Annotated in this window: 19 protein-coding genes and 1 pseudogene; 9 read left to right on the top strand and 11 right to left on the bottom strand. The window is 72.0% G+C overall.

Annotated features, from left to right (window positions below; genetic code table 11):
- Positions 1 to 6: 6 nt before the first annotated feature.
- Complete coding sequence (locus ACZ45E_RS22615) at positions 7 to 1,074, bottom strand: ABC transporter ATP-binding protein (protein WP_468223150.1); 1,068 nt, start codon at positions 1,072 to 1,074, stop codon at positions 7 to 9.
- Between the two features lie 64 nt (positions 1,075 to 1,138).
- On the opposite strand from ACZ45E_RS22615, the gene ACZ45E_RS22620 reads away from it, so the two are divergent.
- The gene (locus ACZ45E_RS22620; protein WP_468223153.1) at positions 1,139 to 1,447 is read left to right on the top strand and encodes a YciI family protein; all 309 of its coding nucleotides are present in this window, start codon (positions 1,139 to 1,141) and stop codon (positions 1,445 to 1,447) included.
- Between the two features lie 12 nt (positions 1,448 to 1,459).
- Here the strand turns inward: ACZ45E_RS22620 and ACZ45E_RS22625 are convergent, their stop codons facing one another.
- Positions 1,460 to 2,530, bottom strand: coding sequence for a WD40/YVTN/BNR-like repeat-containing protein (locus ACZ45E_RS22625; RefSeq protein WP_468223643.1), 1,071 nt, complete (start codon positions 2,528 to 2,530; stop codon positions 1,460 to 1,462).
- A 345-nt stretch (positions 2,531 to 2,875) separates the two neighbouring features.
- Between ACZ45E_RS22625 and ssgD the strand changes: the two genes are divergently transcribed.
- The 4 genes and pseudogenes from ssgD (at position 2,876) to ACZ45E_RS22645 (ending at position 5,674) form a co-directional block, all read left to right on the top strand.
- Positions 2,876 to 3,292: a spore wall synthesis regulator SsgD gene (gene ssgD / locus ACZ45E_RS22630; RefSeq protein WP_468223155.1), complete on the top strand. Its 417-nt coding sequence runs from the start codon at positions 2,876 to 2,878 to the stop codon at positions 3,290 to 3,292.
- Positions 3,293 to 3,296: 4 nt separating this feature from the next.
- Positions 3,297 to 3,675, top strand: a pseudogene (locus ACZ45E_RS22635) (ABC transporter ATP-binding protein); the annotation flags it as partial.
- Positions 3,676 to 3,825: 150 nt separating this feature from the next.
- A complete protein-coding gene (gene ddaH, locus ACZ45E_RS22640) occupies positions 3,826 to 4,602 on the top strand; it encodes a dimethylargininase (RefSeq protein ID WP_468223158.1) in 777 nt (258 codons plus the stop codon).
- Positions 4,603 to 4,696: 94 nt separating this feature from the next.
- Positions 4,697 to 5,674 carry an acyl-ACP desaturase gene (locus ACZ45E_RS22645; RefSeq protein ID WP_468223160.1) on the top strand — a complete coding sequence of 326 codons (978 nt, stop codon included), beginning with the start codon at positions 4,697 to 4,699 and terminating at the stop codon, positions 5,672 to 5,674.
- 33 nt (positions 5,675 to 5,707) lie between these two features.
- On the opposite strand, the gene ACZ45E_RS22650 is transcribed toward ACZ45E_RS22645, so the two are convergent.
- Complete coding sequence (locus ACZ45E_RS22650; protein WP_468223162.1) at positions 5,708 to 6,343, bottom strand: SRPBCC family protein; 636 nt, start codon at positions 6,341 to 6,343, stop codon at positions 5,708 to 5,710.
- Between the two features lie 147 nt (positions 6,344 to 6,490).
- Here ACZ45E_RS22650 and ACZ45E_RS22655 point away from each other — a divergent pair, with 147 nt between their 5' ends.
- Complete coding sequence (locus tag ACZ45E_RS22655; protein WP_468223165.1) at positions 6,491 to 7,141, top strand: TetR/AcrR family transcriptional regulator; 651 nt, start codon at positions 6,491 to 6,493, stop codon at positions 7,139 to 7,141.
- Between the two features lie 34 nt (positions 7,142 to 7,175).
- On the opposite strand, the gene ACZ45E_RS22660 is transcribed toward ACZ45E_RS22655, so the two are convergent.
- From ACZ45E_RS22660 to ACZ45E_RS22670, 3 genes are read right to left on the bottom strand one after another with little or no spacing between them, the layout of a single operon-like run.
- The gene (locus ACZ45E_RS22660) at positions 7,176 to 7,844 is read right to left on the bottom strand and encodes a response regulator (RefSeq protein ID WP_468223167.1); all 669 of its coding nucleotides are present in this window, start codon (positions 7,842 to 7,844) and stop codon (positions 7,176 to 7,178) included.
- Entirely contained in the window at positions 7,837 to 9,051 is a 1,215-nt protein-coding gene (locus tag ACZ45E_RS22665; RefSeq protein WP_468223170.1) for a sensor histidine kinase, read from the bottom strand. The genes ACZ45E_RS22660 and ACZ45E_RS22665 overlap by 8 nt, the downstream gene beginning before the upstream one ends.
- 2 nt (positions 9,052 to 9,053) lie before the next feature.
- Positions 9,054 to 9,596, bottom strand: coding sequence for a hypothetical protein (locus tag ACZ45E_RS22670; RefSeq protein ID WP_468223173.1), 543 nt, complete (start codon positions 9,594 to 9,596; stop codon positions 9,054 to 9,056).
- Between the two features lie 116 nt (positions 9,597 to 9,712).
- Here ACZ45E_RS22670 and ACZ45E_RS22675 point away from each other — a divergent pair, with 116 nt between their 5' ends.
- Complete coding sequence (locus ACZ45E_RS22675) at positions 9,713 to 12,190, top strand: prenyltransferase/squalene oxidase repeat-containing protein (protein ID WP_468223174.1); 2,478 nt, start codon at positions 9,713 to 9,715, stop codon at positions 12,188 to 12,190.
- On the opposite strand, the gene ACZ45E_RS22680 is transcribed toward ACZ45E_RS22675, so the two are convergent.
- Complete coding sequence (locus ACZ45E_RS22680) at positions 12,177 to 12,419, bottom strand: WhiB family transcriptional regulator (RefSeq protein ID WP_468223177.1); 243 nt, start codon at positions 12,417 to 12,419, stop codon at positions 12,177 to 12,179. The genes ACZ45E_RS22675 and ACZ45E_RS22680 overlap by 14 nt on opposite strands.
- 85 nt (positions 12,420 to 12,504) lie before the next feature.
- The gene (locus ACZ45E_RS22685; RefSeq protein ID WP_468223180.1) at positions 12,505 to 13,296 is read right to left on the bottom strand and encodes a VOC family protein; all 792 of its coding nucleotides are present in this window, start codon (positions 13,294 to 13,296) and stop codon (positions 12,505 to 12,507) included.
- A gap of 246 nt (positions 13,297 to 13,542) precedes the next feature.
- Here ACZ45E_RS22685 and ACZ45E_RS22690 point away from each other — a divergent pair, with 246 nt between their 5' ends.
- Positions 13,543 to 14,763: a glycoside hydrolase family 64 protein gene (locus tag ACZ45E_RS22690; protein ID WP_468223181.1), complete on the top strand. Its 1,221-nt coding sequence runs from the start codon at positions 13,543 to 13,545 to the stop codon at positions 14,761 to 14,763.
- Between the two features lie 21 nt (positions 14,764 to 14,784).
- On the opposite strand, the gene ACZ45E_RS22695 is transcribed toward ACZ45E_RS22690, so the two are convergent.
- Both ACZ45E_RS22695 and ACZ45E_RS22700 read right to left on the bottom strand, forming a co-directional pair.
- Positions 14,785 to 16,374 carry a GMC family oxidoreductase gene (locus tag ACZ45E_RS22695; protein WP_468223184.1) on the bottom strand — a complete coding sequence of 530 codons (1,590 nt, stop codon included), beginning with the start codon at positions 16,372 to 16,374 and terminating at the stop codon, positions 14,785 to 14,787.
- Positions 16,375 to 16,474: 100 nt separating this feature from the next.
- Positions 16,475 to 16,675, bottom strand: coding sequence for a hypothetical protein (locus ACZ45E_RS22700; protein WP_468223187.1), 201 nt, complete (start codon positions 16,673 to 16,675; stop codon positions 16,475 to 16,477).
- Between the two features lie 132 nt (positions 16,676 to 16,807).
- On the opposite strand from ACZ45E_RS22700, the gene ACZ45E_RS22705 reads away from it, so the two are divergent.
- A complete protein-coding gene (locus ACZ45E_RS22705; protein ID WP_468223190.1) occupies positions 16,808 to 19,462 on the top strand; it encodes a helix-turn-helix domain-containing protein in 2,655 nt (884 codons plus the stop codon).
- On the opposite strand, the gene ACZ45E_RS22710 is transcribed toward ACZ45E_RS22705, so the two are convergent.
- Complete coding sequence (locus ACZ45E_RS22710) at positions 19,459 to 20,406, bottom strand: multicopper oxidase domain-containing protein (protein ID WP_468223646.1); 948 nt, start codon at positions 20,404 to 20,406, stop codon at positions 19,459 to 19,461. The two genes, ACZ45E_RS22705 and ACZ45E_RS22710, sit on opposite strands and share 4 nt — an antisense overlap.
- Positions 20,407 to 20,541: the final 135 nt, after the last annotated feature.

A 20,541-nucleotide genomic window follows, 5' to 3' on the forward strand; every position in this document is an offset into this window, starting at 1 on the left:
GGTCGCTCAAGTCTTCGGGTCCAGCGGGACGTTGTGCCGTCGGTGCCAGCGCAGCAGGACGCGGCTGCCCGGCAGCGCGAGGGCGTCGGCCGCTGTCGTGTCGAGGTTCTGCCGTACGACGACGAAGCGCGCGCCGGCGTCGGTGTCGACGACGACGCGGGTGCTGTCCCCGAGGTAGACGGCGTCGGCGACGATGCCGCGCACCTCGCAGTGGTGGGCGCGGTCGTGCTGCTCGGCGTCGGGCAGGACGCGGATCTTCTCTGGCCTGACGCCGAACGTCCCGGCCTTCCCGACGATCAGTTCGGCGGCGGCGCCGGTGAGGGTGTTGGAGGTGCCCACGAAGGAGGCGACGAACGCGTTGGCCGGTGACTCGTACAACTCCCCCGGTGTACCCACCTGTTCGACGCTGCCTGCGTTCAGGACGGCGACCCGGTCGCTGAGCGCGAGGGCCTCCGCCTGGTCGTGGGTGACGAGCACGAAGGTGATCCCGACCTCACGCTGCAACTCCTTCAGCTCGCCCTGCATCTGTTCGCGCAGCTTGAGATCGAGGGCCCCGAGCGGTTCGTCGAGGAGGAGGACCCGGGGGCGTACGACCAACGCCCTTGCCAGCGCGACACGTTGCCGCTGACCGCCGGAGAGCTGCCCCGGACGGCGCCCGCCGAACCCTTCGAGACGCACCGAGTCGAGGGCGGCGCGGGCCCGTTCGGCCTGTTCCCTGCGGCCGGCGCCGCGCACCTTCAGGCCGTAGGCGACGTTCTGCTCGACGCTCATGTGCGGGAACAGCGCGTAGTCCTGGAAGACGGTGGTGACGTCGCGCTCGAAGGGAGCCCGCCGGGTGACGTCGGCGCCGTCGAGCAGGACGGTGCCGCTCGTCGGCGTCTCGAATCCGGCGATCAGCCGCAGCACGGTCGTCTTCCCGGACCCGGACGGGCCGAGGAGGGAGAAGAACTCGCCCTCGGCCACGTCGAGTTCGACGGAGTCGACGGCCACCACGGCGCCGAAGGTCTTGCGCACCCCGCGCAGGGCGATCGCGGCCGCCCCGCGCTCCGCGCCTTCCGCCGGCTGTCCAGGCATACCCATACGCGTAGATCATGCACATTTCAACGAGCCCCACAAGAGCGCCGGTACGCTGCCGATCATGTTTGTACTGGAATTGACGTACACAGGACCTGTCGAGCGCGTCGACGCCCTGCTGGAGACACACGTCGCGTGGCTCGACGCGCAGTACGCGGCGGGCACCTTCCTCGCGTCCGGGCGCAAGGAGCCGCGCGACGGCGGCGTCATCCTGGCCGTCGGGGCCGATCGCGCGGAGATCGAGGAGATCACGGCGACCGACCCCTTCGTGACCGGCGGGGTGTGCGCGTACCGGGTGACAGAGTTCATCGCCACGAAGACGGCGCCCGAACTCGCCGCGTTCCGGGAGGAGTTGCCGAACGCCAAGCCGTAGGAACCCGCCGGATCAGCGGCTCAGGCGCGCCGCGCGGCCCTTCTCCCCCGCCGCCCAGCAGGCACCGTCGCGGGCGCAGTCGACGGTGTCGTACGAGCCCGGGTCCACGGTGCGCCAGGTGCGGCCCGCGTCCGTGGTGCGGTCGGTGCCGGTCGGGCCGACGGCGAGGGCCGCGGTACGGCTGTGCGGGAGCCAGGCGACACCGGAGCGGTAGGCCGGCGGGGGCTGCGCCGAGGGGGTCCAGCCGCGGCCCGCGTCGCCGGTGACCGCGGCGGCCCGCGGTGACGGCAGGCCGGCGTTGTAGTCGCCGCCGACGGCGATGCCGTGCGTCCGGTCGCGGAAGGCGAGGCCGAAGACGCCCCGGGCGGCGTCGCCCGCCGGGATCGGGGTCTCGGTCGCGGTCCAGGTCAGGCCGCGGTCGGCGGAGTGCAGCACCCGGGAGACCGCGCCGCCGCCGGTGGCCAGCCAGACGTCCTTGGGGCCGGAGGCGACCAGGCACTGTCCGGACGCGGCGAAGCCCGCCTCGCCGGTCTGCGCGGGCGGCATCCCGGCGTTCGGCAGGACCCGCCAGGACCGGCCGCCGTCACGCGTGGACAGGATGCGGTACTTCCCGTCGACCGGATCGCTCATCGCGAGGCCGTGCCGCCGGTCGAAGAAGGTGACGCAGTCGTAGAACGCCTTCGGGTCGGCGTTGCGGAACGACTCCGTCCAGCTCGCGCCGCCGTCGTCGGTCCGGAAGATCCGCGACGCCTCGCCCTCGCCGATCGCCAGGACCACCGCGCGGCGGGCGTCGAACGCCTCGATGTCGCGGAACTCCAGCGCCTGCGCGCCGGGCGGTGACACCGTCTTCCAGCGGGCTCCCCCGTCCGTCGTGCGCAGCACCGTGCCCTTCGTCCCGGCGAGCCATGCGGTGCTCCGGTCGACGGCGGCCAGGCCCCGGAACCGGGCGTCGGTGTGGGTCTCCGTCAGCTCCCAGGTCTGCTTCGGCTCCCAGGTCTGCTTCGGCTCCCCCGCCGGCGGGTGGGCGACGGCGGAACCCGGCGCGCCGCCGAGCGTGACGGCCGCGATCACCGCCACCCCCAGGGCCCGCGCCGTCCGTCCCCTCCTGCCCGTTCCGCCCGCCTTCTCCACCCGTTCCGCGGGACCCTCACCGCGCCGTACCCACACATTCCACAGGCTTCGCACGGCCCCCACATTTCGCACGGCCCGCACACGTATCACGGTCCTCGCAGCCCTCTGTCGCGTCATGGCGCGCGAAGGTAGTCCACCATCCGGGTGGCGTCCAGAGCGCGACGATTGAAACCGGTGACAGAGGTCACTCGGGTTTCGTCCGGCTTCAGGTGCACGGATTCCCCCATTCCGCCGTCTATTCAATCGAGCTCGTCCGACCGTTCGTCGTCGTCCGTGCAGTCGTCTAAGGAGCAGGCGTTGTCCCTCGTCATCGAGCAAGCCGTAGAGGCCCGTCTCGTCGCCGCCGCGCCACGCATGGCGAGCATCCCCGCGACCTTGGGCTACGACACGCGCGACCCCTTCGCCGTGCGCATGTCGTTCCCCGCCCCGGCCACCCTCGAAGGCGTCGAGGTGTGCTGGACGTTCGCCCGCGAGCTGCTCACCACCGGGATGACGGAGACCGCGGGCGTGGGCGACGTACGCGTCCGCCCGTACGGCTACGACCGGACGGTCCTGGAGTTCCACGCCATGGAGGGCACCGCGATCGTGCACATCCGCACGGGCGAGCTGGAGCGCTTCCTCGCGGACACGACGAGGCTGGTGCCGGTCGGCGAGGAGTATCTGCACGTGGACGTGGACGGGGACCTCGCGGAGTTGCTGCGCGACGCGTTCTGAGAGGCGCCCGGGGCGAGTTCGAGCTGCGGGGCCCGAGGGCATCGCCCTCACCGGCCGCAACGGCGTGGGCAGGACGACCCTGCCGCGGACGATCGCCGGGGAGCTCGCGGCGGTCGGGGGCGAGGCGACGCCGCGGGTGCCGCTCCGCCCCCTGCCCCGGCGACTCGACGTGCTGGACGAGGGGTCGAGCGTCGCCGAGAACGTGGCACGGTTCGCGCCGGACGCCACCGACCCGGATCAGGGCGAGCGTTCGACACCTGACGTCGGCGCTGGAGTCGTACGAGGGCGGGCTCATCGGGGTCGGCCACGACCTGCCGTTCCTCGCATCGATCGGGGTGACCCGGCGGCTGCTTCTGGACGGCACCCTCCGGGAGGTGACGTGATCCGGCGTGCAGGGGCCCGGTGAGAGGGCGGTGATGGCCGCGTGACAGGGGATTCCGCCGCAGCCGCGGGCTGTGCATGATGAACTCCGCCGCACCCCTCGACGCGATCACGACCACGATCACAAGCAGCACCAGCCATGGAGTAGCTCCGTGCCCAGCCAGAAGGCCCTCGTCCGACGCCCCGGACCGCTCCTCGCGGACGGGCTGGTCACGCATGTGGAGCGCACCCCCGTCGACACCGGGAAGGCGCTCGCGCAGTGGCAGGCTTACGTCACCGCGCTGGAGACGAACGGCTGGGAGACGCTCCTGGTGGAGCCGGCCGACGACTGCCCGGACGCGGTGTTCGTGGAGGACGCGGTGGTTGTCTTTCGCAACGTGGCCCTGGTCACACGGCCGGGCGCCGCGTCCCGGCGCGACGAGAGCGCCGGGGTCGAGGAGGCGGTCGCCCGGCTCGGCTGCTCCGTCAACTGGGTGTGGGAACCCGGCACGCTCGACGGCGGCGATGTACTGAAGGTGGGCGACACCCTCTACGTGGGGCGCGGTGGTCGCACCAACGCGGCCGGGGTGCGGCAACTGCGGTCGGTCTTCGAGCCGCTCGGCGCACGGGTGGTGCCGGTTCCGGTGACCAGGGTGCTGCACCTGAAGTCGGCGGTGACGGCCCTGCCCGACGGCACGGTCATCGGGTACGAGCCGCTGGTGGACCACGCCTCGCTCTTCCCGCGCTTCCTCTCCGTGCCCGAGGAGGCGGGCGCCCATGTGGTGCTGCTCGGCGGCGACCGGCTGCTCATGGCGGCGAGCGCCCCGAGGACGGCCGCGCTGTTCGAGGGGCTCGGTTACACCCCGGTGGTGGTGGACATTTCCGAGTTCGAGAGACTGGAGGGGTGTGTGACGTGCCTCTCAGTCCGACTGCGGGGCCTTCAAGCGTGACTCGACTCTTTATCGAGCGCTTAACCTACGGCAACGTAACCTACGACACCGTAGGTAATACCGCTCGCTGTACCTCCGTCCCCCAGGAGCCCTCGTGACCGTCATCTCCCCCCGCCTCGGCTCGTCGACCACCTGGACCGACGCTCGCCTCCTGCACGCCCTGGAAGAAGTGGTCGAGCAGGAGCTCAACCGCCATCTCGGGGTGACCAAGGACTGGATGCCGCACGAGTACGTGCCCTGGTCCGACGCCCGTAACTTCCCCGGCTTCTTCGAGGACGGCGAGGCCTGGGAGAAGGAGCAGTCGAAGGTCACGGAGATCGGCCGGACCGCGCTGATCGTGAATCTGCTGACCGAGGACAACCTGCCCAGCTACCACCACGAGATCGCGTCGCTCTTCGGCCGCGACGGCGCCTGGGGTACCTGGGTGCACCGCTGGACGGCGGAGGAGGCCCGGCACGGCATCGTCATGCGCGACTACCTCCTGGCGTCGCGCGCGGTCGACCCCGACAAGCTCGAGACGTTCCGCATGGCCCACATGAGCGAGGGCTTCGAGTCGGACAACCGGCACTCGATGCTGCACTCGGTCGCCTACGTGGCCTTCCAGGAGCTGGCCACCCGCATCTCGCACCGCAACACCGGGCACCAGTCCGGCGACCCGGTCTGCGACCGCATGCTGGCGCGTATCGCGACCGACGAGAACCTGCACATGGTCTTCTACCGGAACCTGCTGAAGGCCGCGTTCGACCTCGCCCCCGACCTGACCATGCGCGCGGTGCGCGATGTCGTCGTCGGCTTCCGCATGCCCGGCCACGGCATCCCCGGCTTCGAGCGGGCGGCCGCGCAGATGGCGATCGGCGAGGTCTACAACATCCGCATCCACCACGACGACGTGATCCAGCCCGTGCTCCGATTCCTGAAGATCATGGAGATCGACGGCCTCGGCCCCGAGGGGCTCAAGGCGCAGGAGGAGATCGGCCTGTTCATGAACGGGCTCGACAGCGAGGCCGCCAAGTTCGACGAGAAGCTCGCCGCGCGCAAGGCCCGGCTGGCCGCGCGGGCCGCGAGCGCCTGACCGACGGGCCGCCGACCGGGTGCGGCCGGTGGTTCAGCGCGGCCGGTGGCCGCCGCGGGATTCGGCGGCGGCCCTCAGATCGCCCAGCCAGGCTTCGAGGCCGTCGCCGAGAATCTTGGTCGCGGCGGGCACGTCGGCTTCGACCTGGTCGCCGGTGTGCGTCTCCTCCGTGCGGACGAGGACGCCACCCTTGACCTCGGTGAAGTTCCAGACGTGGACGCCGTCGATGTGCAGCCCTTCGCCGACGGCGGGGCCGGTCCAGCGGAGGCAGGAGCCCCGCCGGAGCTGCTCGACGGTCGAGGTGATGTCCAGGCTGGTGGCCGGGGTCGCGGGGTTCGGCGGCACCGGGGTCGTCCAGCGGAACGCCGACCCCGCACGCAGAGGACCGCCGTCCAGGCGCGCCGCGCTCTCGACGTGCGGCTGCCAGGACGGCCAGCGCTCCACATCGGTCTGCAGCCTCCAGACGGTGCTCAGCGGTGCGTGGATCACCGTCTCGGTCCGGTAGCGGACCGAGGCGTCGGGGTCGACGCCCTTCCCCGCACACGTGAGACCCCGGCCGGAGTGGGGCGCGGCGGCTCCGGCGGGCGCGGCGGCGGGCACGAGAACCGCCAGGGCGAGAGGGACGGCGAACAGAGCCGCACGGACGGTTGCGCTGCGCATGCTGGACATGGCTTTCCCCTTGGTCGAGGCTGCGTCGGGTGAGCCAGGCAAGCTTTCGCTAGAGGCTCTAACAAGAGTGAGTTGTAGCAGCACGCCTAGCGGACCGTCAATAACCTTCGTGATAGCCTCTAACTAAATCGTGAGAGGCGGCAGCCCATGGCGGAGACGAAGACCCCGCGCGAGCGGTACCGCGCCCAGGTGCGCGCGGAGATCAAAGAACACGCGTGGGAGCAGATCGCCGCGGCGGGGGCGTCCGCGCTCTCCCTCAATGCGATCGCCAAGCAGATGGGCATGAGCGGGCCCGCGCTCTACCGCTACTTCGCCGGCCGCGACGAGCTGATCACCGAGCTCGTCAGGGACGCGTACCAGAGCCTCGCCGACACCTTCCGCGCCACCGTGGCGTCCGCCGGCGCGGGCGCCGACATCGCGGCCCTCGCCCAGGCCCTGCGCGGCTGGGCCCTGGCCGACCCCCACCGGTACTTCCTCGTGTACGGCACGCCCGTCCCCGGCTACCACGCGCCCGAGGACGTCACCGCCATCGCCTCCGAGATCATGGCCCCGCTGCTCGACGCCTGCGCGGCGCTGCCGCAGGCCGGCCCCCCGGCGGCGTTCGACACCCACATCGAGGCCCACCGGCAGTGGGCGGCCGGGCACGACGCGCCGCCCGCGGCCCTCCACCGGGCCCTGTCCGTCTGGACCCGGCTGCACGGCGTGCTGTCCCTGGAGGCCGCGGGCCACTTCACCGGGATGGGGTTCGACCCGGCGCTGCTCTACCAGGCCGAGGTGGACGACCTGCTGGCCCGCTGACGTCGCGGGACCGGCGGGACTTTCGACACACGCCCTAGGCCAGCCCCGCCGAGATGGCGCGGCGCACCGCGTCGGCCCTGTCCCGGATCCCCGCCTTGGCGAACAGGTTGTTGATGTGGGTCTTGACGGTGGCCTCGCTGATGAACAGCTTCTCGGCGATGGCCCGGTTCGGCAGGCCCTGGCCGATGAGGGTCAGCACCTCGCACTCGCGGGGCGTGATGTCCTGCGGCAGCGACCCGCCCGGCGCAGGCGACTTGGTCCGCACGGTGGCGAGCAGCCGGTCCTGGACCTCACGGTCGAGCACGGACTGCCCGGCGGCGGCCGCCCGGATGGCGCGGACGATGTCCTGGCGCCCGGCGTTCTTCGTCAGGTAGCCGCGGGCCCCGGCGCTCAGCGCCGCCAGGATCGAGTCGTCGTCGGCGAAGGTGGTCAGCACCACCACGGCCACCTCGGGGTGGTCCTCGCTGAGCCTGCGGGTCGCCTCGATGCCGTCCATGACCGGCATGCGCAGGTCCATCAGCACGACATGCACCGGCCCCGCCTCGGCCACCGCCGTCAGCACCTGCGCCCCGTCCGCGGCGGACGCGACGACGTCGATGTCCTCGCTGAGCCCGAGCACCGCGGCGAGCGGCTCTCGGACAGCGGCCTGGTCGTCGGCGACGACGACCCTCAACCGCTCCTGCTTCTCGGTCTGTTCACTCATCCGGGATCACTGCCTCCACCTGCCAGCCGCCCTGGTCCGGTCCCTCGACGACCGGCCCCGCGGTGAGGGTGCCGCCCAGCAGGGCGACGCGTTCACGCATACCGATCAGTCCCATGCCGCTGCCGACGCCCACGGTCGCGGGGCGGACGGCGGGGCGGTTGCGGATCCGCAGCGTGGTCGACGCCGCGGCGAACGTCAACTCCACCCCGACCTCCCCGCCGGGCGCGTGCCGGGCCGCGTTGGTCAGCGCCTCCTGGGCGATCCGCAGCAAGTTCTGGGTCACCCGGGCCGGTGCCGCGCGGACGGTCCCTGTGACGGTGAGGGCATCGCGGTGGCCGGACGATTCGACCATCGCGGTCAGGGTCTCCAGGAGCGGCAGGGCGTCCTCGCGCAGCGCGTGCACGGTCCACTGCGCCTGTTTCAAACTCTCCTTGACCATGCTGTGGGCCTTGCTGTTGGCCTCCCGGACCTTGTCCAGGTCGCCGGTGTCGAGCAGGGCGTCGGCCAGCTCCAGCTGCATGTTGATGCCGGCCAGCGAATGCGCCAGGACGTCGTGCACGTCGCGGGCTATGCGGCCGCGCTCGGTCAGCACGGCGGTGCGGGCCTCGGCCCGTGCGGCCCGCTCGGCGGACTCCGCCGCGGAGATCGCCGCCCGCACGGCGCGGTGCCGGCTGCGGTTGACGATGCCGATCACGACGGGGACGCCCGTGACGAGGCCGACGACCCCGGGCAGCTCGTGGTAGCCGGGGCCGATGTGCAGGTAGAGGACGGCGGCGCACAGCAGACTGCAGAACAGGGCGAGGACGAGGGCCTGCCTGGTCTCCAGCCGGTAGCCGATGTGACCGGCGATGAAGAAGGCGAACAGATAACCCGTGCCGCTGCTGCTGACGCCGATCAGCGCGGCCGCGACGACGATGCCGAGCGTCAGCCAGACCAGCGCGGCGCGCGGGGGAACCTTCACCTCGGGCAGCCGACGGGCCAGCAGCGCCGCGCAGTTGACCGCGAAGAGAGAGGCCACCGCCAGTCCGTGGCCGCTGAACCCCATGGGCCGGATCGTCACGATCCCGGCGATGATGACGGCGAGGGTGCCGACCCACTGCGCCCGCGGGTCCTGGCCGGGAACCGGCCGGGGGCCGGCCCCCTCGTGGGGGGTCGGCCCGGGCATCGGATCGGTCTCGGTTGCGGGCACCGCCAGACCATAACGCACGGTCAGAGGCTCTGGTCGAGAACGGGAGCGGTGGCCGCGACCGCTCCGGCCGGCCGCACGGGGCGCACCATCCGGCTCCGCATGAAGATCGTGGCCAGCCGTGTGACCACCTCGGTGAGCGCCATCAGGACGAACGCCGCGACCCATGCCTGGTCGCCGGTGATGTGGTGGGTGACGCTGAAGCGGCCCACGTCGTCGGCGCCGCCGTGCTCGACCCAGAGCTGGAAGCCCATCCGGGCGCCCATCCCGAGTACCCACAGGAGCGCGGAGACGGCACCGGCCTTGATCAGGAGGTGCTCGCCCGCGGTCCGGATCCGGGTGTAGACGCCGCCGGCGATGCCGAGCGCGGCGCCCACGGCCACCAGAGCCCCGATCAGCACCAGGTCGTTGCCCGCGGTGGGGACGGTGTCGAGGTACGAGTAGGCCACGAAGGCCACGATCCCCAGCGGGATCAGGAAGGTCCTGAGGTCCAGGCGGCCTTCCCGCAGCTGCCGGAAGACTACGAGGATGAGAGCGATGTCGGTGATCCACTCGGTCGTTGTCATGTCCTCAAGACTGCTGGGACACGGCCTCCGGCACCTGGACCCATGGGTGGAACCCTGGGTGGAGAGCTAGCCGGACCGCCTCTGCGGTGCCACGGTGCGAGCAGGGGGTGAACTCCATGGCGCAGACGCACGAGTGGATGTTCTACGAGGTCATGTGGCGCAGCTGGGCCCGGCGGGCCGAGGTGCCGTACCCGGTGCCGTGGTGGGCGCAGCAGGCGATGCGGCGGTGGAGCGACGACTTCGACGCCGGGACGTACGACTCCAAGGAGGCGGCGTTCGCCTCGAACGCGCTGTACCGCTACTGGGGCATGGTCGGGGTGAAGGACCACCGGCAGGAGTCCCTGGTCGGGCAGGCCGGCGAGATCGAGCCGGTCTACGACAAGTACTGCCTGTCGTTCTTCCTGTTCGATCCGGCGACCGGGACGCTGAGCCTGCCGCAGCTGACGGACGGCGGGACGGTGGAACAGCGCGTGGAGGCGCCGCATCTGCCCGTGGTGCTGACGACGTTCCGCACCGCGGCCGGGGTCGAGTTCGTCCAGCGGACCTTCGCGACGCCGGTCGGGGCGCGGCAGCGCAGCGCCGTCGTGACGCGGGTGACCGTGGGTTCGCCGACGGGGCGGCCGCGGGAGGGCCTGTTGTGCGCGGCGGTGATGCCGGCCGGGCCGAGCGGCTTCCAGCGGCACGACCGCAACGGGCGGCAGATCACCGACCGGCGGCTGACGTTCCTGCGGTACCTGCCCGGTGAGCGGCGGGTCGAGACGAACAGCGGCTGGGGGCCCGTCTTCGACACGGCTCCCGACCAGTTCGGGGTGTACGGGAACCCGGAGTTCGACGCGGACCCCGATGTCTACCTGCGGCACAGTCCCTTCCACGACCTGGTGACGGGCGGGAAGCCGAGCGGGGCGGCCGAGGCGCAGGACCAGGTGGCCGGGTTGTGCAGCGCCGTGTTCACGTGGCCGTACCAGGTGGCGCAGGACGAGTTGATGGAGCTCGATGTGCGGCTGCCCGTCGATCTCTACAGCGGGCCCGACGACCTGGCGGAGCTGCGGGCGATGCCTGCCGACGCGCTGGAGGCCGCCAACCGGGAGTTCTGGACGGAGAAGTTGCTCCGCCAGGGCGTGCAGCCCGAACTGCCGCGACCGGTGGCCCACTTGACGGACCTGTTCCGGCAGGCGCGGTCCGAGCTGCTGATCCTCTCCGACCTCGGGGAGATCCATCCGGGTCCGACGGTGTACGACTCGTTCTGGATCCGGGACTCGTCGGTGGAGGCGACGGCGTGCTCGCTGGTCGGCGATTCCGCGCTGGCCGAACGCCAGTTGGGGACGCACTATCCGCTGAAGTTCAACCGGGGCGGTGGCCGGGTCGGGCCGTGCGCCGAGTACGGGTTCTACGGCGGCCCGCACGAGAAGGACGACCGGGAGTGGGACAGCAACGGGCAGGCGCTGTGGGCGATCGGCCGCTTCGACCGGACGGCGGGGCGTCCCGCCGCGTTCGGCGCCAAGCTGTACACCCCGTACGTGGTGGACGGCGCCCGTTGGCTGCGTGACAACCGGGACGGCTTCGGGCTGCTGCACAGCGGATGGAGCGCCGAGCACCTCGGCGAGCGGGACAAGCCGCACTACTGGGACGATCTGTGGGGCCTGGCCGGGCTCTACGAGGCGGCGCGGCTCGCGGAGCGGATCAGCGCGCCGGAAGTGCCCGAACTGTGGGGCGCCTTCGACGACTTGAAGGCCGCCACCGCCGCGTCGATGCGCTGGGTCCTCGCCGAGCAGCGGCGGCGCGGGGCCTGGGAGACGTATCTGCCGACGGGCCCCGGCGACGTGGGCCGGCTGGATTCGACGCTGATCGGCGCGGCGGCGTACTTCCACCCACTGCGGCTGCACATGGGCAGCAAGCTCGGCGACGACATCGACCGGGCCGCGCGCTCCACGCTCGACACGATGTACGCGCACTTCGTGACCGGCGGCTACCGGCACGAGGCGGCGTGGAACGCGTACGGGCCCTATCTGACCATGCAGCTGGCCCACGCCTACTTGCTGGCCGGGAACCCGGAGCGGGCGGACGCGCTGCTCGGCTGGGCGGTGGAGGCGGCGTTCCCGCGTGCACAGGGCCGGGCGGTGGCGCTGGGCGCGTGGAACGAGCAGCACGCCTTCCCGGTCGCGTCGGACTTCCGTGACGTGCCCGGGCGGCACTGGTACATGGGCGACATCCCGCACGGCTGGGCCGCCGCCGAGTATCTGCTGCTCCTGCGCGACATCCTGTTCTTCGAGGCGGACGAGGACCGGGACCCGCATCTGTACATCGCGCCGGGGGTGCGACCGCACTGGGTGACGGACGCGCAGCCGGTGGTGGTCGAGGACGCGCCGACGCTCTTCGGCCGGCCCTTCGGGTACCGGCTCACGCACGACGCGGAAGCCCGCCGGGTGCGGGTGCGGATCGGGTCCGCACCGGGCGGGGTGCGGTTCGTGTACCCGTGCCGCTTCGGGCCGGTGCGCTCCGCCGTGGCCGACGGGCGGGAGCTGGACGTCACCGGCTTCGGTGAGGACGTCCAACTTCCGTCCGGGACAAGGGAGTTCGAGGTCACGTACGCTTGAGCTGGTGCCGCTCCTTCTCGGAGAGGCCGCCCCAGACGCCGAAGCGCTCGTCGTGGGTCAGGGCGTACTCGAGGCAGGCGGGGCGGATCTCGCACATCCGGCAGATCAGCTTGGCCTCGCGGACGGAGCTGCCCGGCTCGGGGAAGAAGAAGTCTCCGCCGGTCTGGGCGCACAGGGCCTGCTCCTGCCAGGTGGGCCCGGCGGGCGTGAGGGTCGTGTTCGCGTGCATGGTGAGGAGGATGCCGCCCGGCGAAAAACGTTTGATCAATGGACGATCAACGCGGCGCGCCGAACGGCTCCGCTCGTCTGGGCGGCTACCCCTGGTTCGGATCGCCCTTGATCACCGCGAACGCGGCCCCGGCCGGGTCGGCCAGCTGCGCGATACGGCCCACCCCGGGCACGCCGACCGGCGCGGAGCGCACCGTGCCGCCGAGCGCCTGAGCCTTCTCCGCCACGGCGTCCACGTCCGCCACGTGGATGTACGGCGTCCAGTGCGGGCCCGCCTGCGCCTCGGCCGGGTCGGCGTCCAGCGGGACGATACCGCCGAACATCCCCTGCTCGTCCGTGCCCGCCGGGTTGACCGTCGTGTATGAGCCACCCGGGAACTCCACGTCGAAGGCGCCCCAGCCGAGGACCGACCCGTAGAACTCCTTCGCCGCGGGCACGTCGGGGGTGTACAGCTCCACCCAGTTCAGCCCGCCGTCCTGCGTGACGTGGTCGAAACCCTTGTGCTGCCGGGGCTGCCAGAGGCCGAACGAGGCGCCCGCCGGGTCGGCCAGAATCGCCATCCGGCCCTGGTCCAGGACGTCCATCGGTTGCAGGAGGACCGTGCCGCCGGCCTGCTCGGCGGCCTTCGTCACCGCGTCCGGGTCCGTGCTGTGGAAGTAGACCGTCCAGGCCGGGGCGGCCTGGTCGGCGGTGACCGTCATGCCCCCCGCCACCGATTTGCCGTCGAGCCGGAACATGCCGTACCCACCGGTCTCCGGCCCGCCGGCCTGGAACTGCCAGCCGAGGACGCCGCCGTAGAAGGCGATGGCGGCGTCCAGGTCGGGGGTGCCGAGATCCAGCCAGCTCGGTGCGCCGTTCACGAAATTCGTGGTGATCATGGTCGTGCCCTCCTCGTCGAGGGTTTTTCTGCCTGGACTTCCGAGTCTTGCACCGCCCACTGACAATCGGCGGCGCACCGCGCTGACCAGGCAAGGTACGGACCAATGGCGATCTACCGGTCGCCTTCAACCTTTGAACGGATTCAAATTGCGGGAGCGCTCCCCGCCATAAGTCTTGACGCCCCTACCCCCTCTCGCCACAGTGGGGCTCCCCACCCATCCCCCCACATTCTCAGGAGTGCGATCGTGATATCGCGCAGGATGTTCCTCGCCGGCGCCGGGGCGACCGTCGCAACAGCCGCCGCCTCACTGACCGTTCCCGCCTGGACGGCGGGCGCCGCACCCGCCACCTGTGAACTGGCCCTGCGGAACAAGTCGTTGCCCGGCACCGTGCGCGCGTACGTCACCGGGCACGAGCAGGCCACCGGCAACTGGGCCCTGTTGCGCGCCGACGGAAGTGTCTACCGGCCGCAGTCGCCGAGCGCCCCGCAGACGCCGCTGCCCGTGGACTGCGCGATCCCGCTGGGCGCGGCGGGCTCCGCGCCGAAGGTGGTGACGCTGCCTCAGATGTACGGCGCCCGTATCTACTTCGTGCGCGACAACACGCTGGACTTCTTCCTGAACCCCGGCCCCGGCCTCGTCGAGCCCGCCTTCGCCACCCCGACCGACGCGAACTACGGCAAGACCTGGTCGTTCTGCGAGTTCACCTTCAACTCCGACCAGCTGTACGCCAACATCAGCTACGTCGACCTGGTGACGGCCCTGCCCATCGGGCTGACCCTGGAGGGCGACGCCACCCACACCGTCGCGCCGCTGCCGGACGGCGCCGTCGAGAGGATCGCGGCGGATCTCACGGCGCAGGCCGCCAAGGACGGGCAGCCCTGGGACAAGCTCGTCATCAAGGGCGGCGACGGGAAGGTGCTGCGCGTCATCTCACCGCAGAACCTGATGGCGCCGTACTTCGACCGGCCCGCCGAGATGCCGTTCCGCGACGTGTGGAACGGCTACATCGACCGGGTCTGGGACAAGTACCGCTCGACCGACCTCAGGATCGACCTCCAAGGCGGACGCGGCGTGTTCACCGGCCGGGTCAGCGGTGACACGCTCACCTTCAACGGCGGGCACACCTTCACCAAGCCGACCTCCAAGGACATCTTCACCTGCAACCACGGGCCGTTCACCAACAACCCGGCCGACTCCGACGACAAGAAAGGCCTGCTGGCCCGACTCGCCGCCGGATTCAACCGCAGCATCATGCTCACCCACCCAGAGCAACCGAACGGGACGAGCCCCGGCGACTACTACCAGGACGCCACGACCAACCACTGGTCGCGCATCGTGCACGCCAACTCCCCCATCGGGTACGCCTTCCCGTACGACGACGTACGCCCCGACGGGCAGGCCGACGTGTCGGGCGCGGCCAACGACGGCAACCCGCGCCGCTTCACGGTGAGCGTGGGTTCCTGAGCGCAGGCCGCACCCCGTACGTCACGTGCGGGCGTCCTCGCGGATCAGCTCCACGGCCTTCTCCGCGAGGGCGACCGTCGGGGCGTGCGTGTGACCGCGGGTGATGCGCGGCATGACGGAGGCGTCGACGACGCGCAGCGCCTGGACGCCGCGGACCCGTAGCCGCGGGTCGGTGACGGAGCCCGTGTCGGCGCCCATCCGGCAGGTGCCGACGGGGTGGTAGAGGGTCTCGGCGCGGGCCCGGATCGAGCGGGCGAGCGTCTCGTCGTCGACGACGCCCGGATATCCGGCCATGGGCTCCGAGTGCAGGGGCCGCAGCGCGGCGTCGGCGAGCAGCTCCTCGGCCCTGCGCACGCCCGCGACGAGCGTGCGCAGGTCCTCCTCCTCGGCCAGGTATCCGGGGTCGATGCGGGGGCGGGCGGTGCCCGTCCCCGTCGGCGTGATGCGGCCCTCGCTGCGCGGCTGGAGGAGGACCACGCCGAGGGTGAGTCCGTGCTCGGTCGGCGGGACCAGGCCGTGGTTGACGAACGGGACGGGCGCGTAGACCAACTCGATGTCGGGGGCCGTGAGTTCGGGCCTGGTGGCGATGAAGGCGACGGCCTCGCCGATGTTCGAGGTGAGCGGTCCGCGGCCGCGGAGCAGGAAGCGGGCGAGGTTGGCGGGGGTGTCGGCGCCGGTGAGCGAGAGCGGGCGCGGGCAGCGGACGGTGACGGCGTAGGAGAGGTGGTCCTTGAGGTGGCGGCCCACGTCGGGCGAGGCGACGCGGGTGGCGATGCCCGCGGCGGCGAGGGCCTCCGGGTCGCCGATGCCTGCCTGCTGCAACAACTGCGGCGAGCCGATGGCGCCCGCGGCGAGGAGCACCTCGCGGGTGGCGCGCAGCGTCCCGGCGCCCACCCCTTCGGCGACGACGCCCGCGGCGCGGGTGCCGTCGAGGTCGAGGCGGGTGACGCGGGCGCCGGTGCAGATGTCGAGGTTGGGGCGGCGCGCGGCCGGGCCGAGGTAGCCGTCGGCGGCGCTCCAGCGACGGCCCCGACGCTGGTTGACCGGGGTGAGGGCGAAGCCGCTGTGGTCGGGCTGGTTCAACTCGCCCAGGTCGCGCAGGCCCTGGGCGCGGCAGGCGGCGAGGAACGCGGACGTGGTGGGGTTCGGGTGGCGCGGTGGTGAGATGTGCAGCGGGCCGAGCGTGCCGTACACCGACTTCTCGGGGCGGGCACCGCTCCACCGCTCGGCGCGCTGGAAGTACCGTACGAACTGCTCGTACGCCCACTCGGGCCCGGCGACCTCGCCCCAGGCGTCGTAGTCGTCGCGGTGCCCGCGCACCCACATCATGGCGTTGAGGGACGACGACCCGCCGAGCATGTGACCGCGCGGCCAGTACAACTCCCGGTCGTCCAGGGCGCCTTGTTTCGTCGTGGCGTAGTCCCAGTCGTAGGGCGTCTTGAACAGCTTCGGGAACGCGGCCGGTATCCGGATCTCCGGTTTGCGGGCGCGCGGCCCGGACTCGACGAGCGCGACCCGGACCGACGGATCCTCGCTCAGCCGCGCGGCCAGCACACAGCCGGCGGACCCTGCCCCGACGATGACGTAGTCGTACGTACGGTCCTTGCTCAACTCGGCTCCCGGAACAGCTCGTTGGGTGGCGCGTACAGGTGTCACCGATGGTCTACACCCGGGCCGGGTTCGGCAACAGAGGCCCGCGGGGGCCGCGCGCTCAGGTCCGCAGCCCCGAGAGGGCGGCTGTGACGGCCGCCGCCAGGGTGATGACCGCCGCGAAGGTTGCGGCGGCGCGCGCCAGGGCGGTCGGGTAGGTGGCGCCGTCCAAGCGGGCCAGTTTTCCCGCCCCGGCTGCGGCCAGCAGTCCGGTGAGGACGACGACGGCGGCGACGAGCAGGGTCAGGGCGAGACGGGGCACGGCGCATTCTCCTCGGGTGGACCTGCGTTGACCTGCACGAGTCTGGTGGAGGATGTGTGCAACGGGGTTCGCCCGAACGATGATGAACAATGACGCACGGCCACCGCGCGATCAGGAGGGCTGGGGAGCGGCGTGGACGAAGCGGAACTGGTGCGGGTACGCGCGGCGTTGGGGGACGCTCTCGCGCGATCCGGCCTGACGAAGACCCAGTTGGCGGCCCGCGCCGGAGTCTCGCGGACCACCGTCCACCACGCGCTGCGCGCCACGTCCCCGGCTCCGTCGGCGGTCACCGTGGCGGCTCTGGCCCGCCCTCTCGGCCTGCCGGTGGAAGAGGTGCTCGCCGGACTCCGCCGGGCCGTCGGTGTCTCCTCGTGCACTCCCCGCGCGGAGTCCGCCGGCCGGACCCCGCCCGGTCGCCCCGTGACCGACTGGAACCCGCACGAGCTGGAGGTTCATCGCGCCATCAGCGCCGCACACGAGGGCCTCGAAGCTTCGCGGACCGCGGCGTTGCCGCTCTATGTACGGCGGGAGCACGACGCCGGACTCGACGAGCTGGTCGCCGCGGCACTGGCCGGAGAGAGCCGGATGGCGGTGCTGATCGGTTCGTCGTCGACCGGGAAAACCCGCGCCTGCTGGGAGGCGGTCCAGCTCCTGGGCGACGCGGGCTGGCGGCTGTGGCACCCCCTCGCGTCGACCCCCGCGCAGGCCCTGCGGGACGGCCTGACCGAGGTTGCCCCACGTACCGTGCTCTGGCTCAACGAGACGCACAACTACTTGAACGGACCGCTCGGGGAAGAGGTGGCCGCCGCTCTGCGGGAGCTGTTGCGGGATGGGGGCCGCTCGCCCGTACTGGTACTGGGCACGATGTGGGAGGACCGCTGGCGCGAGGCCCTGCGGGGTCCGGGCGAAGGTGCGCGGGAGCAGCACGCGCAACGGCAGGCGCTACTCGACGGTGTCGCGATCCGGGTGCCGGACCGCTTCACCGGTGCGGCGCTGCGCACACTGCGGGCGCACGCCGGGCGGGACCGAAGGCTGGCCGAGGCCCTGGAGCGGGCGCCGCAGGGACAGGTGGCCCAGTACCTGGGCGGTGGCCCCGCTCTCGTCGAACGGTACGAGACCGCCGGTCCGCTGGAGCGGGCCGTGCTCGACGCGGCGATCGACGCCTGCCGGCTGGGTCACGGACCTCGGCTCCCACGGGCCCTGTTGGAGCACGCTGTGGCGCTCTACGTGCTGGAGCAGGAGGTCCAGGACGCGACGCCCGGTGCGGTCGCGCGAGCGCTCGCCGACGTGTGCCTGCCGGTGCGCGGCGGTCGTGGGCCGCTGAGCCCGGTGCGCCCGGGCCGGGACGCGGCAGCGGAGGCGTACCAACTGGCCGACTATCTGGAGCAGCACGGCCGGCGCTCTCGCACGCGCGTGGCCGCGCCGCCCGGCCTGTGGGAGCTGCTTCGGGAGCATGGGGCACCGGCCTCCCTGCTGCCCGTGGCCGAGCAGGCCGAGCTGCGCGGGTTCTACCGCCTCGCCGTGGCACTGCGCCGCGCCGCGCTTCGGGCCCGGGTGGCCGGAGCCTGGTCGGAAGTCACCCGCATGGCGCGGGAGAACGAGTGGTGGCCGGAGCTCGCCACGTGGTGCGGGGCCAAGGCCGCGAAAGGTGATGCCAAGGCCACCGGTCACCTTGTCGAGGCGCTGGTCCATACCGGACGCGCCGACGAGGCGCTGGTGTGGTGCGAGCGGGCGGCGGCCGACGGTGACACCGAGGTGCTGACCGTGGCGGCCTGGGCACTGAGCCAGATCGGCCGCGACGAGGAGGCGTTGCGGTTCTTCGAACACACCTCCGCGGCGGGCGATTCATTCGCGGCCGAGATGGTGGCACCCCTGCTGCGCCGGACCGGCCGCACCGAGGAGGCGCTGGAGCGGTACCGGACCAGGGCCGCCGCCGAGGGCAGCGCATATGACGTCTGCGGAGCCGCGCACCTGCTGGAACAGCAGGGCCGCTGGTCGGAGGCCAGGGATCTGCTGCTGTCCCATGACAGGACCGTTGACGCCGACGGGAGCGAGTGGATCCTCGCCGCGCTGCTGCGCCAGTACGTCCATCAGCCGCGCTGGCTGGACCAGTTCATCGCGCTCGCCCGGACCGAGTCCGAGCCGGCGGCGGCGCCGCTCGTCGCACGCATCTGCGTCATGGCCGGGCGCCACGAGGAGGCGGCCGCGTGGACCGTACGCGCGGCCGAGGCGGGGGATGCCGAGGCGATGGCCACCCTGGGCGGCCGGTACGAGGCGGACGGGCACGCGGCCGAGGCCGAGCGGTGGTACCGGCGGGCCATGGATGCCGGACACCGGCCCGGCAGGGCGCTGCTGGCCCGCCTCCTGCACCGGCGGGGCGAAGGCCCTGCCGCCCTGACGCTGTATCAAGAAGCCGCGGAGAGCGGCGATGTATCGGTACTGTCTGCCATCGCCGAACTGTTGACGGACGGCCAGGGGCAGGATGCGGCGTTCGACTGGCTCATGGCCCACGCCGACGCCGCGGAGGAGGAGTGCTCCCCGTTCCCGAGCCCTCGCGCCGCCGTACTGAACCTGCTCCAGGAAGCCGGCGACCACGAGCGTGCTCTGCAGTGGATCCACGACCTGGCCCGGGCCGACAGCGACAGCGCCTGGCTCGACCTGCCCGACGTGCTGTGCCGGGCAGGGCGGGCCGAGGAGGCCGAACGGCTGCGCCGCTACGGCTGGGAGCCCGACGGCACCGTCAGCGCCCCCTGGGCCCTGCCCCGGCCGGAGCAACCGTCGCTCTAGGCGTGATGCGGCGCGTCGTACGGCGGGATCGTCCCGTCCGCCTTCTTCACCAGGAAGAGCCCCGCCATCCCCATGTCCGAGTGGCTCTGGACATGGCAGTGGTACATCCACGCCCCGGCCCCGACGCCCTCCCCGGCGATGATCTGGAACCCGAAGGAGTCCGCGGGGCCGCAGATCTTGTTGTCGAGGACCTGGGTCGGGTCGTCGGGGCCGGTGAGCATGCCCGTCCTGTTGTCCGCCCAGCGATGACCGTGCATGTGGAACGTGTGGTAGTACTCGCCGTGCGTGATCATCACGATCTCGACCCGATCGCCCACCGTGGCCTCGAAGGTGGGGGCTTCGTGGGCGGCCTTGTTGTTGATCGTCATGTCGTTGAAGACGATCGTGAACGTCTTGCCCGGGTCGGGCAGGAGGTCGCCCTTGCGGCGCACGATCACCGGGCCGTAGAGGCCCTTCCTGATCCCGCCCGTGCCGTGGTCCGTGCCGACGACGTGGTCGTGGTAGTGCCAGTAGCCGGCGCTGCCCGCGCGCCAGGTGCCGTCCTTGCGGCGGCCGGGCGCGTGGGTGCGCCAGGTGTAGGTGCGGACCCCGCCGGGCTCGACGTGGCTGCGGTTCATCCGCGTACCGTCGCTGGAGATCTCGTAGTCCATGCCGTGCACGTGCAGGCTCGCGTCGGCATCGGTCAGGTTGTGGAACTCGATGTGGGCCGTGTCGCCCTCGTTGAGTTCGATGAGGGGGCCGGGGACCGACGCCTTGCCCTTCTCGAAGCCGTAGCCGAGCGAGCCGTCCGCCAGCTTCTCCGCGTACATCGTGAGGTGTCGGACCTCGCCGCCCGCGGGGGCCGTGCGGGGCGGGGTGTCGGCGCCGGCCGCCGTCGGGGCGGAGGCGGCTATGGACAACGATGTCACCCCGGCCGTCGCAGCCACCGCACCGCCGATCAGCATGCGCCTGCTCAGCGCGCGCCGGTCCTGCTCGCTCGCCCGGCCCGGTTCGTCGCGCAGTTCATCGTGTTCCGTCGTCACGGCCAACTCCCCCATTTCGTACGGGCTTTCACGTCGCGCTGAGCACGGTAGCCAGGT

It is taken from the genome of Streptomyces sp. NPDC030991 (assembly GCF_055571235.1).

What these genes read in the sequence shown, in the direction of transcription:
- ACZ45E_RS22615 (WP_468223150.1), bottom strand. Translation starts at nt 1,074, where the DNA reads ATGCCTGGACAGCCGGCGGAAGGCGCGGAGCGCGGGGCGGCCGCGATC.
- ACZ45E_RS22620 (WP_468223153.1), top strand. Translation starts at nt 1,139, where the DNA reads ATGTTTGTACTGGAATTGACGTACACAGGACCTGTCGAGCGCGTCGAC.
- ACZ45E_RS22650 (WP_468223162.1), bottom strand. Translation starts at nt 6,343, where the DNA reads ATGTCCAGCATGCGCAGCGCAACCGTCCGTGCGGCTCTGTTCGCCGTC.
- ACZ45E_RS22655 (WP_468223165.1), top strand. Translation starts at nt 6,491, where the DNA reads ATGGCGGAGACGAAGACCCCGCGCGAGCGGTACCGCGCCCAGGTGCGC.
- ACZ45E_RS22660 (WP_468223167.1), bottom strand. Translation starts at nt 7,844, where the DNA reads ATGAGTGAACAGACCGAGAAGCAGGAGCGGTTGAGGGTCGTCGTCGCC.
- ACZ45E_RS22670 (WP_468223173.1), bottom strand. Translation starts at nt 9,596, where the DNA reads ATGACAACGACCGAGTGGATCACCGACATCGCTCTCATCCTCGTAGTC.
- ACZ45E_RS22675 (WP_468223174.1), top strand. Translation starts at nt 9,713, where the DNA reads ATGGCGCAGACGCACGAGTGGATGTTCTACGAGGTCATGTGGCGCAGC.
- ACZ45E_RS22680 (WP_468223177.1), bottom strand. Translation starts at nt 12,419, where the DNA reads ATGCACGCGAACACGACCCTCACGCCCGCCGGGCCCACCTGGCAGGAG.
- ACZ45E_RS22685 (WP_468223180.1), bottom strand. Translation starts at nt 13,296, where the DNA reads ATGATCACCACGAATTTCGTGAACGGCGCACCGAGCTGGCTGGATCTC.
- ACZ45E_RS22710 (WP_468223646.1), bottom strand. Translation starts at nt 20,406, where the DNA reads ATGCTGATCGGCGGTGCGGTGGCTGCGACGGCCGGGGTGACATCGTTG.